This is a genomic window from Variovorax sp. GW821-FHT10C12 (assembly GCF_059415405.1).
Genome location: NZ_JBWKNE010000001.1, coordinates 873402 through 887496, shown reverse-complemented (window position 1 = coordinate 887496; position 14095 = coordinate 873402). Strand labels below are relative to the sequence as shown.

11 protein-coding genes are annotated in these 14095 nt (G+C 69.3%); 5 read left to right on the top strand and 6 right to left on the bottom strand.

Features of this window, described 5'->3' with window-relative positions:
* Positions 1-25: 25 nt before the first annotated feature.
* The 5 genes from AC07OH_RS04260 (at position 26) to AC07OH_RS04240 (ending at position 6936) form a co-directional block, all read left to right on the top strand.
* The gene (locus tag AC07OH_RS04260) at positions 26-904 is read left to right on the top strand and encodes a bile acid:sodium symporter family protein (protein WP_495299728.1); all 879 of its coding nucleotides are present in this window, start codon (positions 26-28) and stop codon (positions 902-904) included.
* Between the two features lie 7 nt (positions 905-911).
* Complete coding sequence (locus tag AC07OH_RS04255; protein ID WP_495299727.1) at positions 912-1838, top strand: LysR family transcriptional regulator; 927 nt, start codon at positions 912-914, stop codon at positions 1836-1838.
* Between the two features lie 77 nt (positions 1839-1915).
* Positions 1916-3343 carry an FAD-dependent tricarballylate dehydrogenase TcuA gene (tcuA, locus tag AC07OH_RS04250; RefSeq protein WP_495299726.1) on the top strand — a complete coding sequence of 476 codons (1428 nt, stop codon included), beginning with the start codon at positions 1916-1918 and terminating at the stop codon, positions 3341-3343.
* On the top strand, positions 3327-4556 hold the full coding sequence (gene tcuB, locus AC07OH_RS04245; RefSeq protein WP_495299725.1) for a tricarballylate utilization 4Fe-4S protein TcuB: 1230 nt from the start codon (positions 3327-3329) through the stop codon (positions 4554-4556). The genes tcuA and tcuB overlap by 17 nt, the downstream gene beginning before the upstream one ends.
* 100 nt (positions 4557-4656) lie before the next feature.
* Entirely contained in the window at positions 4657-6936 is a 2280-nt protein-coding gene (locus AC07OH_RS04240; RefSeq protein ID WP_495299724.1) for a glycoside hydrolase family 3 N-terminal domain-containing protein, read from the top strand.
* 276 nt (positions 6937-7212) lie between these two features.
* Here AC07OH_RS04240 and AC07OH_RS04235 read toward each other — a convergent pair whose 3' ends face one another.
* From AC07OH_RS04235 to AC07OH_RS04210, 6 genes are all read right to left on the bottom strand, one after another.
* Positions 7213-8631: a YadA family autotransporter adhesin gene (locus tag AC07OH_RS04235; RefSeq protein ID WP_495299723.1), complete on the bottom strand. Its 1419-nt coding sequence runs from the start codon at positions 8629-8631 to the stop codon at positions 7213-7215.
* A gap of 5 nt (positions 8632-8636) precedes the next feature.
* Positions 8637-10889, bottom strand: coding sequence for a phosphocholine-specific phospholipase C (locus tag AC07OH_RS04230; protein ID WP_495299722.1), 2253 nt, complete (start codon positions 10887-10889; stop codon positions 8637-8639).
* A gap of 69 nt (positions 10890-10958) precedes the next feature.
* Complete coding sequence (locus AC07OH_RS04225; protein WP_495299721.1) at positions 10959-11147, bottom strand: hypothetical protein; 189 nt, start codon at positions 11145-11147, stop codon at positions 10959-10961.
* A gap of 147 nt (positions 11148-11294) precedes the next feature.
* On the bottom strand, positions 11295-12293 hold the full coding sequence (gene phnE / locus AC07OH_RS04220) for a phosphonate ABC transporter, permease protein PhnE (protein WP_495299720.1): 999 nt from the start codon (positions 12291-12293) through the stop codon (positions 11295-11297).
* Positions 12290-13090, bottom strand: a complete 801-nt coding sequence (gene phnC / locus AC07OH_RS04215; protein WP_495299719.1) for a phosphonate ABC transporter ATP-binding protein — start codon at positions 13088-13090, stop codon at positions 12290-12292. The genes phnE and phnC overlap by 4 nt, the downstream gene beginning before the upstream one ends.
* An 8-nt stretch (positions 13091-13098) precedes the next feature.
* The gene (locus tag AC07OH_RS04210) at positions 13099-14034 is read right to left on the bottom strand and encodes a phosphate/phosphite/phosphonate ABC transporter substrate-binding protein (protein WP_495299718.1); all 936 of its coding nucleotides are present in this window, start codon (positions 14032-14034) and stop codon (positions 13099-13101) included.
* Positions 14035-14095: the final 61 nt, after the last annotated feature.

Genomic DNA, 14095 nt, shown 5'->3' with positions numbered 1-14095 from the left:
AGAACCCAAGAGGAGACACCACCGCATGGACACCACGCTCATCGTGACCCGGTTCCTGTTCGGCGCGCTCGCGCTCGTGATGTTCGGGCTGGGGCTGTCGCTCTCGCTCGAGGATTTCCGGCGCCTGTTCAAGCATCCGAAGGCCGTGACCATCGCGCTCGTGCTGCAGGTCATCGGCCTGCCGCTGGCCTGCTACGCGATCATCGTGGGCTTCGGCCTGTCGCCGGTGTTCGCCATCGGGCTCATGCTGCTGGCGGCCTCGCCGGGCGGCATCTCGGCCAACCTGTTCTCGCACCTGTTCGGCGGCAACGTGGCGATGAACATCTCGCTCACGGCTGTGAACACGCTGCTGTCGATCGTCACGCTGCCGCTCATCGCCAACTGGGCCATCGGCCATTTCGCGCAAAGCGGCCAGGTGGTGCCGCTGCAGACGCGCAAGCTGGTCGAGGTGATCGCCATCGTGCTGGTGCCGGTGGCCATCGGCATGGTCGTGGCGTCGCGAAAGCCCGGCTTCGCGGCGCGCATGGAAAAGCCGACCAAGATCTTCAGCGGCGTGGTGCTCGCGGTGGTCACGGTGCTCGCCATTGCCAACGAGTGGAAGAACATCACCACCACCTTCGCCGAGATCGGCGTGCCGGTGCTGCTGTTCAACCTCGTGAGCCTGCTGGCCGGCTACTACCTGAGCCGCGCCGCCGGCCTGGACAAGCCGCTGGCCACCGCCATCAGCTACGAGATCGGCATCCACAACTCCACGCTCGCCATCTTCATCGCGGTGAGCGTGCTGGGGAGCTTTCCGCTCGCGCTGCCGGCCGCCATCTACTCGGTCGTGATGTACATCACCGCCCCACTGTTCGGATGGCTGTTGGTGCGGCGCGGCCAGCCCGCCGCCGTGCCTGCGCCATGATGCGCGCATGGAACTGAGACAACTGCGCTACTTCGTCAAGGTCTGCGAGCTGCGCAGCATGGGCCGCGCGGCCGTGGAGCTGGGGGTGGTCACCTCGGCGCTGAGCCAGCAGATCAGCCGGCTCGAAAGCGAACTCTCGACCCGGCTGCTGCGCCGCCATTCGACCGGCGTCATGCCCACCGACGCCGGCCTGGCCTTCCTGCACCAGGCGCAGCTCACCCTGCGCCACGCCGACGACGCCGTGCGTGCCGCGCAGCAGGCACGCCTGTCGGGCCATGTGAGCGTGGGCCTGGCGCCCACCACCGCCGCCGTGCTGGGCGTGCCGCTGATGCAGGCCATGCAGGCGCGCTACCCCGAGGTGCGGCTGCACATGGTCGAGGCGCTGTCGGGCCACCTCACGACGATGCTGCATGCGCGCCAGCTCGACCTCGCCGTGCTGTTCCAGACCGACACGCCGCGGCGCTGGAGCGTGTCGCCGCTGCTGGCCGAAAAGCTCTTCGTGATCGCGTCGCCCGCACTCACGCCGCGCCCCACGGGCAAGAAGGTGCGCCTGTCGCAGCTGGCCGAGGTGCCGCTGATCCTGCCCAGCGGCAGCCACGGCCTGCGCGCCACGTTGATGGCCGCCTTTGCACGGGCGCGCGTGGCGCCGCGCATCGTGGCCGAGGTCGACGGCCTGGCGCTGCTGATGGACGCGGTGCGCGCCGGCCACGGCGCCACCATCCAGCCTGGCGCCGCCACCGCACGGCACGACGGCGACGACCTCGAGCTCACGCAGATTGCCGATGCCCACGTCGGGCGCCGCAACCTGCTCGTGAGCCTGTCGGACGACGAGCTCTCGCCCGCCGCGCTGGCCGCGCGTGTGGTGGTCGCCGAAACGGCCCGCACACTGGTCAGCGAAGGCCGCTGGGTCGGCGCAAGTCTTCTCGAAAGCTGAACACCTGTTGCCTCTTTCGGCCTTTCGCGTGAAGGCCTCGCTGCCTAAAGTCTCCTGCATTCCAAGGAGACCCACGAGTGATAGACGTACTGGTTGTCGGTGGCGGCAATGCCGCGCTGTGCGCCGCGCTGATGGCGCGCGAGGCCGGCGCTTCGGTGCTGCTGCTGGAAGCCTCGCCCAAAGAATGGCGCGGCGGCAATTCGCAGCACACCCGCAACCTGCGCTGCATGCACGACGCACCGCAGGACGTGCTGGTCGAGGCCTACCCTGAAGAGGAGTACTGGCAAGACCTGTTGAAGGTGACCGGCGGCCTCACCGACGAGCGCCTCGCGCGCCTCGTGATCCGCGCCTCGTCGAACTGCCGCGACTGGATGCGCCGCCACGGCGTGCGCTTCCAGCCGCCGCTGTCGGGCGCGCTGCACGTCGCGCGCACCAACGCCTTCTTCATGGGCGGCGGCAAGGCGCTCGTCAACGCCTACTACCGCAGCGCCGAAGCGCTCGGCGTGCAGATCCGCTACGACACGCCCGTGGCCTCGGTCGAGCTCGAGGGCGACCGCTTCGTGGCCGTGCGCACCGAGGCCGGCGAGCGCATCGAAGCCAGGAGCTGCGTGCTCGCCTCGGGCGGCTTCGAATCGAACCGCGAATGGCTGCGCGAGGCGTGGGGGCAAAACGAGCGCGGCGAGTGGCCGGCCGACAACTTCCTCATCCGCGGCACGCGCTTCAACCAGGGCGTGCTGCTCAGGCACATGATCGACGCGGGCGCCGACCCCATCGGCGATCCGTCGCAGGGCCACATGGTCGCCATCGACGCACGCGCACCGCTGTACGACGGCGGTATCTGCACGCGCATCGACTGCGTGTCACTCGGCGTGGTGGTCAACCGCGACGCGCAGCGCTTCTACGACGAGGGCGAAGACTTCTGGCCCAAGCGCTATGCGATCTGGGGCCGGCTCGTGGCGCAGCAGCCGGGGCAGATCGCCTGGTCGGTCATCGACCAGCAGGCGGTCGGGCGCTTCATGCCGCCCGTGTTCCCCGGCACGCAGGCCAGCACGCTCGGCGAACTCGCGCAGAAGATCGGCCTGGACGAAGCCACCTTCGTGCGCACCGTGCAGGACTACAACGCCGCCTGCCGCGTCGGCCGCTTCGACCACACGGCGCTGGACGACTGCCACACCGAAGGCCTCGCACCCGCCAAGACGCACTGGGCGCGCCCGATCGACACCGCGCCCTTCCATGCGTATCCGCTGCGCCCCGGCATCACCTTCACGTACCTGGGCCTCAAGGTGGACGAGACCGCCGCCGTGCGCTTCGGCGGACGCCCGAGCCCCAACCTCTTCGTGGCCGGCGAAATGATGGCCGGCAACGTGCTGGGCCAGGGCTACACGGCCGGCGTCGGCATGAGCATCGGCACGGCCTTCGGCCGCATCGCCGGGACGCAGGCCGCGAAGGCCGCCAAGAACATTTCAAAGAAGTCCCCGGAGACCACCCTTGCAGCAGCTCACTGACCTCGTCGCACGCGCCCGTGCGGATGCCGATGGCATCGGCAGCGCCCCGTCGCGCGTCATCCCGATCCAGCCCGCCCTTCCAGTGACCGCGAGCGAAGGCGAGGTCGCGCGCATCCTGCAGATCTGCAACGCCTGCCGCTACTGCGAAGGCTTCTGCGCCGTGTTCCCCGCCATGACGCGCCGGCTCGAGTTCGGCAAGGCCGACACGCACTACCTCGCCAACCTGTGCCACAACTGCGGCGCCTGCCTGCATGCCTGCCAGTACGCGCCGCCGCACGAGTTCGCCGTGAACGTGCCGCAGGCGATGGCGCAGGTGCGCTTGCAGACCTACCACGACTACGCCTGGCCGCCCACGATGGGCGCGCTCTACAAGCGGGCCGGGCTCACCGTCGCATTGGCGCTGGCAGGCGGGCTCGCGCTGTTCCTCGTGCTGGCCATGGCGATGGCGGGTTCGCTCGTGCACGAACCGCTCGCGGGCAACTTCTACGCGATCTTTCCGCACAACTTCCTCGCGCTGGTGTTCGGCGCGGTGTTCGTGTTCGTGATGTTTGCGCTGGCCATGGGCACGCGCCGCTTCTGGCGCGAGGTCTCGCCCGCGAACGACCCGGGCAACGCGCCCGACCTGCCGGGCGTGCGCCGCGCAGCGAGCGCCGAAGCCGCGCACGACGCGCTGCGCCTGAGGTATCTCGATGGCGGCCATGGCGAAGGCTGCAACAACGCCGACGACCGCTTCACGCTGTGGCGCCGGCGCTTCCATCACTTCACCTTCTACGGCTTCATGCTGTGCTTCGCCTCCACCTGCGTGGCGACGCTCTACCACTACCTGTTCGACCTGCATGCGCCCTATGCGCTCACGAGCCTGCCCGTGCTGCTGGGCACCACGGGCGGCATCGGCCTCGTGATCGGCCCTGTCGGCCTGCTGTGGCTCAACCTGCGGCGCCACGCCGCGCACGGCGACGCGGCGCAGCGGCCGATGGACCGCGGCTTCATCGCGCTGCTGTTGCTCACGAGCCTCACGGGCTTGGCCCTGCTCGCGTGGCGCGACACGCGCTTCATGGCGCTGCTGCTGGCGGTTCACCTGGGCGTGGTGATGGCGCTCTTTCTCACACTGCCCTACGGCAAGTTCGCGCACGGCATCTTCCGCTGCGCGGCGCTCCTGAAGTTCGCGATCGAGAAGCGACTGCCCAGCCGGTTGCGGCTGGGCGCGGACTGACCGGCAGGGCCTGAAGAGACCAAGGTCGGACAAGGCCCTACGCCCAGGGCGGAAACCCGCTGGCCGGGGCGGGCGGGCGTTGTCTGCAGAATAGGCGGCCATGCATGTTCGAAAAGCCGCCGTTCTCGCCCTCGTCCTGTCCGCCCTCTCCCTCCCCGCGATCGCGGCGTCCGTTCCGAAAAACCTCCAGCCCTCCGACGCCGCCGAAGCCCGCATCGAATCGCTGATCGCGCGCATGACGCTGCAGGAAAAGGCCGGCCAGCTCAGCCTCTACGGCCCGGCCGACATCAACACGCCGAACAACCCGCAGGCCGGCTGGCGCAACGGGCAGCAGGAGACGGAGGACGTGCGCAACGGGCGGCTCACGGGCCTGTTCAACAACGCCGGCCTCGAAGGCAAGCGGCGGCTGCAGCAGGTGGCGGTGCGCGAGTCGCGGCTGGGCATTCCGCTGATCTTCGGCGCCGATGTGATCCACGGCTTTCGCACCATCTTCCCGATGCCGCTGGCCGAGGCCTCGAGCTGGGAGCCCGCGCTGGCCGAGCGCACCGCGCGCGCGGCGGCGGTCGAGGCCACGGCCGACGGCTTTCGCTGGACCTTCGCGCCCATGGTCGATATCGCGCGCGACGCGCGCTGGGGCCGCGGCCTCGAAGGCGTGGGCGAAGACCCGTACCTGGCGCGCCAGTTCGCGGCGGCGCGCGTGCGCGGCTTCCAGGGCAGCAGCCTCGCGAACGCCGACTCGATGCTGGCCACGCCCAAGCACTTCGCGGCCTACGGCGCGGCCGAGGGCGGGCTCGACTACAACACGAGCGAAATCTCCGAGCGCACGCTGCGCGAGGTCTACCTGCCGCCGTTTCGCGCGGCGCTCGATGCGGGCGCGCTGTCGGTCATGAGCGCCTTCAACGAGATCGGCGGCGTTCCCTCGACCGCCAACCCCGCGCTGCTCACCGGCGTGCTGCGCGACGAGTGGAAGTTCAAGGGCTTCGTGGTGTCGGACTACACGGCCGACGAGGAGCTCATCGAGCACGGCCACGCCGCCAACGGCCGCGAGGCGGCCAAGCTGGCCTTCATGGCCGGCACCGACGTGAGCATGCAAAGCGGCCTGTACATCCGCCACCTGCCCGACCTCGTGGCCTCGGGCGAAGTGCCGATGGCGCGGCTCGACGAGGCCGTGCGGCGCGTGCTGCGGGTCAAGCTCAAGCTCGGCCTCTTCGACGACCCGATGCGCGGCCTCGATGGCCCGCCGGCCGCGCAGCGCGTGGAGAACCCCGAGTTCATCGCGCTGGCCCGCGAGAGCGCGCGCCGCTCCATCGTGATGCTGAAGAACGAAGGCCAGCTGCTGCCGCTCGCAAAAACCGGCCCGCAGAAGATCGCGCTGATCGGCCCCTTCGCCGAAGGCACGAAGGACCTGATGGGCTCCTGGAGCCTGTTCCCGGGCCAGTCCGCGCCCGTGGGCATCGACGAAGGCCTGCATGCCGCGCTGGGCACCGAGGCCTCGCGATTGACCGTCACGCGCGGTGCGAACGTCGAATCGCCGCTGCCTGGCGGCATCGAGGCCGCCGTGGCCGCCGCGCGCGACGCCGACGTGGTGGTGCTGGCCATCGGCGAGAGCCAGAAGATGTCGGGCGAGTCGCGCTCGCGCAGCGACATCGGCCTGCCGCAGGCCCAGCAGGACCTGGCCGAAGCCGTGGCCGCCACGGGCAAACCGGTGGTCGTGCTGCTGAGCAACGGCCGCGCGATGGCGCTCAAGGGGGCGGTGCGCGATGCGCGCGCCATCCTCGTGACGTGGTTCCTCGGCGTGCAGACCGGCCACGCGATCGCCGACGTGGTGTTCGGCGACGCCAATCCCTCGGGCCGCCTGCCCGTGAGCTTTCCGCAGACTGCGGGCCAGGTGCCCTACTACTACGCCCACAAGCGCACCGGCCGCCCCTCGCCCGAAAGCGCACCGGGCACGGCCTTCAAGACCCGCTACCTGGACGCGACGAACGAGGCGCTGTACCCCTTCGGTTTCGGCATCGGCTATGCGCCGGTGCGCTACGACCAGGTCGAGCTGAGCACGGACCGCCTCGCCATCGGCCAGACGCTGCGTGTGCGCGCCACCGTCACCAACACGGGGACGCGCGAGGCGGAAGAAGTGGTGCAGCTGTACCTGGCGCAGCGCGCTGCGAGCGTGACGCGGCCGGTGCGCGAGTTGAAGAACTTCCGCAAGGTGCGGATTGCGCCGGGGGCTTCGGAGGTGGTCGAGTTCGCTGTCGGCAATGACGACCTGCAGTTTCTGGGGCGGGACATGAAGCCTGTTGTTGAACCGGGTGAGATCGATCTGTGGGTCGCGCCTTCTGCTTCTGACGGGATTCGCAAGCGCTTCGTGTTGACGCGGGAGTGAGTTTCTTCAGGGCGCGTGCACAGGCCACCGGGTACTTCCCTCCGCGAATGTCCCCCGGGGCTGCGCCTCACGCCCTCCTCCTTGGTTTCGCTGCGGGAAGCACCCAGTGTCCTGCGCACACCGAGCGCTGTCGTGGTGCTGGCCGATCAACGACAGCACTGATGACGATCACGTCGATGGGGTGCCTTGCGCAGCGAAATCAAGGAGGAGGCCGCAGGCCGGGGGACATTCGCGGAGCAAGGCACCCCGTCGGCGGGATCGTCGCCCTGAACAAGATCAGTCGAACACCCCGGTGAACGCCACCCGACTCACCACGCCCGAGCTGCTCGCACCCACCCCAAGCGTCACGCTGTAGCGCCCATCCTGCGAGGTGCGACGGATCGACCCGCCCATCGCGCTTTCACTGCGGAAGTTGCCCAGCCCCACGGCGTAGCTGATCTTCCCCGGCACGACAGGCGCAGCTTCCATCGCGGCGACACCTGCAATACCGGCATAGGCACGCCGCGCGTTCTCGTCCATCTGGCTTTGCAGTCGCGCAGCAGTGAAGTCGGTGTAGGCCTTGCCCAACGGCAGGCCCTGCGCGGCGACGCTGTCGGTGTAGGCGTTGGCAGTGCTCACGCCCTGCTGCACCATGCCCTGCACCTGGCCCACGTTGGTCGCGTCGTCGGGCGCGCTGCCGGGCGCCACGCCGGTGAGCTGGCGGTTGCCCAGCGCCACTTCGCCGGTCGACGACTGCAGCCCGCTCATGCCCACGGCCACGTAGTTCGACTGCGCGCCGCGCGTGGTCGTGCTGCCCGCGCCGAGCGCCACGCTGTTGGCGTGAGAAGCCGATGCGTTGCTGCCCAGGGCAATGGCGTTGTCGGCGCTCGCGCGCGCGGCGCTGCCCAGCGAGATCGCCTGGTTCGCGTTCACGTACACGCCGGCGTCGGCGCCGATCGCGATGTTGCCGCTGCCCATCACGTTCTGGCCCGCGCCGCTGCCCTGCGCGATGTTGTGGCTGCCCACCACGCCCTGGCCCGCGGCCGTGCCCAGCGCCAGGTTCTGGTTGCCCTGCACGCCGCCGCCGGCGGCCTGGCCCATGGCCACGTTGTTGCTGCCCGCCACCTGCGCGCCGGCCATCTGGCCCGAGGCCTGATTGCCCGAGCCGGTGACGCCGCTGCCCGCGCCCTGCCCCGTGGCGAGGTTGTTGCTGCCGGTCACGTTGCGACCCGCGTCGCCGCCGTAGGCCTGGTTGGCGTTGCCGGTCACGTTGCGCCCGGCGTTGCTGCCGTAGGCCTCGTTGCCGTTGCCCTTCACGTCGGTGCCGGCCCAGAAGCCGACGGCGTTGTTGTAGTCGCCGGTCACGTTCTGGCCCGCGCTGCGGCCCATCGACTGGTTCCAGCCGCCGACCACGTTGGTGCCCGCGTAGTAGCCGATGGCCTGGTTGGCGTTCTTGCCCGACACGCCGGTGCCGGCGCCCTCGCCGATGGCCAGGTTCCAGTTGGTGCTGACGTTGTTGCCCGCGCCCTTGCCGAAGGCCAGGTCGTTGCTGCCCGTGACACCGGTCGTGCCGGCCTTGTCGCCGATGCCCAGGTTGCCCTTGGCCGGGTCCCAGGTGATCGGCTGGGCCGAGGCGATGCCCATGCCGGCCACCGAGCCGAAGGCCACGGCCAGTCCGAGCAGGGTCTTGCTGCGCGTTCTGTTCTTGAACTTCATGACGCTCAGGCCTTCAGGTGCAGGGCCATGGCCGGATCGCTCACGCCGGGCTTGCCGGTCTCGACGCGGCCCGCGAAGCGGCGCTCGGTGTGCCCGGCGCTGACGGTGAAGTCGTACCAGTAGCCGCTCTTGTCCAGGCTCCAGTGCAGCATGCCGGTGGCGCCCGGCGCGACCTCGAGCGTCCAGGGGCCGTCGTTGCGGTACGCGTTGGCCGTCACCGTGACCTTGCCGGCCGCCTTGCCGTTGTTGTGCACCTTCAGGTAGACCTGCCCGTCGACCGGCTCGTAGCAGACCTGCACCTCGGGCTTGAAGGCGGCGGTGTCGAAGGCCAGTGCGTCGCCCTGGAAGCTGCGCACGTAGCCATTGGTGCTGTACACCCACAGGTCGTACTTGCCGCTGTCGCTGGCGCCGGTGTTCCAGTAGTCGGCCAGCTGCTTGCCGGCTTCGACCGTGTAGCGGCGCGGGATGCGGTCCAGGTGCAGCTTGTCGTACACATGGAACACGGCGCCCTGCGTGCCGGAGTTCGCGAACACCAGCTGCACCAGGCCACGCGGCTCGACGCGCGCGCTGGTGTGCAGTTCGTAGGGCAGCGCGCGCGAGAAGCGCGTGCCGGTCTCCTGGTACAGCGGCTGCGGCGTGGCGGGGGCGTTTCTCACGGGGGCCGTGGGCAGCAGCCGCTGCGCCGCATTGATCGCGGGGAAGTTGCTCGTGTCGGGCAGCTTGGGAACGACCGGGTCGTTCGGGCTCACGAAGTCGAAGCAGGTCGTGAGGTCGCCGCACACGGCGCGGTGCCACGGGCTGATCGCATCCACCGTGATGTCGAAGCGCTTCTCGAGGAAGCGGCCCACCGAGGTGTGATCGAACACCTGCGAGTTGACCCAGCCGCCCTTGCTCCACGGCGACACCACGTACATCGGCACGCGCGAGCTCAGGCCCCAGGGGCGGATCTTGCCGGTGGTGGTGTTGTCGGCGGCGGCCAGGTAGCTGCCCACCGAGGCGTCGAAGTATTCGCCCTCCAGCGGCACGGTCGACTTGCCCATGAGCGTGCCGTTGGCGTCGTACGAGGGCACGGCCGGCATGGCCAGGTGGTCGAAGAAACCGTCGTTCTCGTCGAAGGTCACGAACAGCGCGGTCTTGCTCCACACGGCCGGGTTGGACGTGAGCGCGTCCAGCACGTCGGCGATGAAGTCGGCCGCGCCGGCCGTGCCTTCGCTGCTGCCGGGGTGCTCGGCCAGCGCCTGCGTGGGCAGCACCCACGAGACGTCCGGCAATTTGCCCGTCATCACGTCCTGCTTGAGCTGGGCCAGGAAGTTGGTGGCGCCGTCGGCCGTGTCGGGGCCACCCGTGAGGCCGTGCTCATAGATCGGCGAGCCCGGCTGCGCGGTGCGGAAGCTCTCGAAGGCCAGGCAGCCGTGCATGGCGCCCGTCCAGTTGTTGTTCATGTTCTGGTAAATGTGCCAGCTGACGCCCTTCTTCTCCAGCAGGTCGGGCAGCGTGTCCCATTTGAAGGCGTTGTTGACGTACTTGTAGTTGTAGTCGCCCGTGATCGGGTCTTTCTGGCCGGAGCCGTCGGCCTCCTGCGGGCGGTTCGCCACCCAGTTGGACGGCTTGGGCCAGCAGCGCGAGTTCACCGGTTCGGAGTCGGTGTCGGTGCTGTTGATGCCCTTCTTGCGCAGCTCCGGGTTGAAGTTGGAGCCCGACCAGAACACGATGCGGTTCGGGTCGGTGCCGGTGAGGATGGAGCAGTGGTAGCCGTCGCACACCGTGAAGGCATCGGCCAGCGCGAACTGGAACGGGATGTCCTCGCGCAGGTAGTAGCCCATCGTGGCCTGGTTCTTGAACTGGATCCAGCGGTCCATCTTTCCCTGGTTCCATGCGGCTTGCTGGTCGGGAAAGTTGTGCGGCGTGCCCGAGCCGATCAGCGCGTTGGCGATCGTCGAGTCGCGGCGGAACGGCGGAATCTCCGCGCCGCCCGCGGGGTTCGACTGGAAGTACACCGACTTGCCGTTGGCCAGCGGAATCGGAAAGCGGTCGCCGAAGCCGCGCACGCCGCGCAGCGTGCCGAAGTAGTGGTCGAAGCTGCGGTTCTCCTGCATCAGGATCACGACGTGCTTGATGTCCTTGATGGTGCCGGTGTCGACCGCGGCCTCGACGGCGAGCGCCTTGCGGATCGTGGGCGGCAGCAGGGTGAGGGCCGAGGCCGCGCCGACGGCGCCGGCCGACTTGCGGAAGAAATCGCGACGGTTGGAGGGGTTCATGGGGAGTCTTTCAACGCGAGGACAAAAAGAGAAGAAATGGAAGGCGTGTGGATGAAGGCGGCGCGCGGCTCAGGGCGCGCACTTCAGCGCCGGCGTCGGGCCGGGTGGCTCCGGCGTGGTGGTCGGGGGCGTGGGGCCGGTGGGCGGCGGCACCGGCAGGCCGCCACCACCGCCGCTTCCGCCGCCGCATGCGGCAAGGCTCAGGCACAGGAGAAAGCCCGCCGCAGCGAGGCCATACCGGGAAGAACGTGAGGTCATGAAGGTGTCCTTTTCTGGATCGAAGGGGCGTGGGAAGAAAAGCAGGGCGAAGCCGGGCCGTGCAGGCCTCGAAGGGCTTGCACCGGAACGGGAAGAAACGGGGAGAACTCGGGTGCCCGAAGTGGGCGGATGGGTGGGTGTCAGCGCTCAGGCATAGCGGCTGCGCAGCCGGGCTGCGACCCTGTCGAGCACGAGCACCGTGAGGAAGATCGCGATCAGGATCGTTCCGACGTGCGCGTAGTTGTACATGTCGTAGCGGCCCTTCAGCTCCTGGCCGATGCCGCCCGCGCCCACCAGCCCGACCACGGTGGCCATGCGCACGTTGCGGTCGAGGATGTACAGCGTGTAGGCAATGAACTGCGGCATCACCTGCGGCAGCACCGCGAAGCGCATCACCTTCAACTTGCTGGCGCCGATGGCCCGCAGCGCCTCCTGCGGCTTGTCGTCGGCGGTCTCGATGTCTTCCGCGTAGAACTTGCCGAGGAAGCCCGCCGAATGCAGCGCCAGTGCCAGCACGCCGGCGATGGGACCGAAGCCATAGGCCAGCACTAGGAACAGCGCACTCACCAGCTCGGGCACCGCGCGGAACATGCCGACCACACCGCGCGCCAGCGTGTAGACGGCGCGGTTCGGCGTGTAGTTCTTCGCGCTGCACCAGGCCAGCGGCGCGCTCAGCACGATGGCCAGCAGCGTCGCCCAGATGGCGATCTCGAAGGTCTCGAGCATCTTCACCGCCACATGCCAGAGGTAGCCGAAGGGCTCGACCAGCACCTCGCGCCGGTCCACCACCTCTTCCATCTGCAGCGTCTGCGGGTTGAGCTTGGGCTGGCGCGACTCCTCCATCTCGACATGCGAAAACCACGGCAGCCGCTCGCGGTCGAAGCCCTCGATGCGCGACACCTCGGTGCGCTCCGACACCTGCGGCGGAAAGAGCGACCTGGCGATGGTGCCCAGGCCCGACAGCACCTGCGACTGATCGCGCAGGCCGACGGCCGCGAGCACGCCCTCGCCCGTGAGCGACAGCATGCGGCCCATCTCCACGCGCTGGCCGGCGAAGAAGCCGACCACCACCACGAGCAGCAGCACGGCGAGGCTGCGGGCGCCGAAGGGGCGCGGCAGGTCCCAGGCGGATGCGGGGCGGCTCATGGCACCAGCTCCAGCGCGCCGGCATGCAGCGGCAACGGCGCTTCGGGCGCGAGCCGCGCGGGCGCCGGCGTGCGGCCATAGACCGCGTCGAACACCTTCGGGTCGAAGGCCGCGGGCGCGCCATCGAACACCACGGCGCCGTGGCGCAGCGCCACGATGCGGTCGGCGAACTCGCAGGCCAGCTCGATCTGGTGCAGGCTGCACAGCACCGTGGTGCCGCGCTCGCGGGCCTGCGTGCGCAGCAACGACAGCACGTCGTGGCTGGTCTGCGGGTCGAGGCTGGCCACGGGTTCGTCGGCCAGCACCAGCGGCGGCTCCAGCATGAAGGCGCGCGCAATGCCCACGCGCTGCTGCTGTCCGCCCGAGAGCTCGCTCACGCGGCGCAGCAGGTGCTGCTCCTGCAGGCCGACCGATTCGATCAACGCGCAGGCCTTGGCACGCTGCGCGTCGGTGAACAGGCCGAGCAGCGCGCGCCACGTCGGCACCGCGGGCAGCGTACCGGCCAGCACGTTGTCGGCCACCGTGGAACGCAGCACCAGGTTGAACTGCTGGTGGATCATGCCGATGCGCGGGCGGATGCGGGCCAGCGAGTGCGCGGCAATCTGCACGCCCTCGACCTGCACCGCGCCCTGCGTGGGTTTGACCAGCCCGTTGGCCATGCGCAGCAGCGTCGACTTGCCCGCGCCCGAGGCGCCCAGCACCACGCAGAACTGCCCCGCCGGCACCTGCAGCGACACGCCGTCGAGCGCGCGCGTGCCGTCGGCGTAGTGCATGGCGACCGATTCGAAATTCAGCATGGCGACGCTCAACGCTCGGCGGACTTGGCGAGGATGCGGCCCTTGAGCTCGTCGGTCAGCAGGCCGAGCTTTTCGGCGGCGACGTTGAACTCGGCTTCGGAGAACTTGGTGTCGTAGCCGTCGATCTTGCCGCCGCCGTAGCCGCGGATCATGTCGGGCGTGACGCCGGGGGCCTTGTTCACGGTCTGGAAGGCGTCTTTCAGCTTCGCCTTCAGCGGCTCGGGCAGCTTCGAGTTGAGCGCCAGCGGCGGGTACGGAATGGCCATGCTGCGCGCCACCACCTTCACCGTCTTCGGGTCGACCACGCCCTGCTTCACCGCCTTCTCGTAGGAGTCGAACGAGAGCGAGGCCACGTCGACCTGGTCCTGCACCAGCGCGGCCAGGCTGCTGGCGTGGCTGCCGGTCATGCGGATGGCGCCGAGGTCCTTGGCCGGGTCCATGCCGGCATCGAGCAGCATCGCGACCTGGAAGGTGAAGCTCGAGGCCGAGTTGACGTCGCCGAAGGCCACGCGCTTGCCCTTGAGGTCCTTGACCGAGACGATGGGCGCGTTGGCCTTGGCGAACATGCCCGCGTAGTACACCGAGGCGCCCTTCTCCACGCCCACGGCCAGGAGCTGCGCGCAGCCGCGCTTGTTCGCCTGCACGTACGACACCGGGCCGAAGAAGGCGATGTCGGCGAGCTGGTTGCACATGCCCTCGACCACCGCGCCGTACGACTGGCCGACCTTGAGGTCGAAGTTCAGGCCGGTGCTGCGCGTGATGGCGTTGAACACCGGCGCGTAGTCGGCCTTGGTGCCCGACTCGGTGCCACCGTCGGCCGGGATCAGCAGCACGCGCAGGGGCCGCTCGCGCGAGCCGTCGGCCACCGATTGGGCCTGCGCGGCCAGCGGCAGCGCGGCAGTCAGCGAGAGGGCGGCAGCCGCAAGGGCCAAGAGCTTTTTCATGGTCGGTTCCTTCGTTTGGAAAGCAGTGGGCGTGCGGTTGCAACGCCCCGATGAAGAGAAC

Coding starts and splice junctions, on each gene's coding strand:
- AC07OH_RS04235 (WP_495299723.1), bottom strand. CDS start 8,631: ATGAAGTTCAAGAACAGAACGCGCAGCAAGACCCTGCTCGGACTGGCC.
- AC07OH_RS04260 (WP_495299728.1), top strand. CDS start 26: ATGGACACCACGCTCATCGTGACCCGGTTCCTGTTCGGCGCGCTCGCG.
- AC07OH_RS04230 (WP_495299722.1), bottom strand. CDS start 10,889: ATGAACCCCTCCAACCGTCGCGATTTCTTCCGCAAGTCGGCCGGCGCC.
- phnE (WP_495299720.1), bottom strand. CDS start 12,293: ATGAGCCGCCCCGCATCCGCCTGGGACCTGCCGCGCCCCTTCGGCGCC.
- AC07OH_RS04240 (WP_495299724.1), top strand. CDS start 4,657: ATGCATGTTCGAAAAGCCGCCGTTCTCGCCCTCGTCCTGTCCGCCCTC.
- AC07OH_RS04255 (WP_495299727.1), top strand. CDS start 912: ATGGAACTGAGACAACTGCGCTACTTCGTCAAGGTCTGCGAGCTGCGC.
- phnC (WP_495299719.1), bottom strand. CDS start 13,090: ATGCTGAATTTCGAATCGGTCGCCATGCACTACGCCGACGGCACGCGC.
- AC07OH_RS04225 (WP_495299721.1), bottom strand. CDS start 11,147: ATGACCTCACGTTCTTCCCGGTATGGCCTCGCTGCGGCGGGCTTTCTC.
- AC07OH_RS04210 (WP_495299718.1), bottom strand. CDS start 14,034: ATGAAAAAGCTCTTGGCCCTTGCGGCTGCCGCCCTCTCGCTGACTGCC.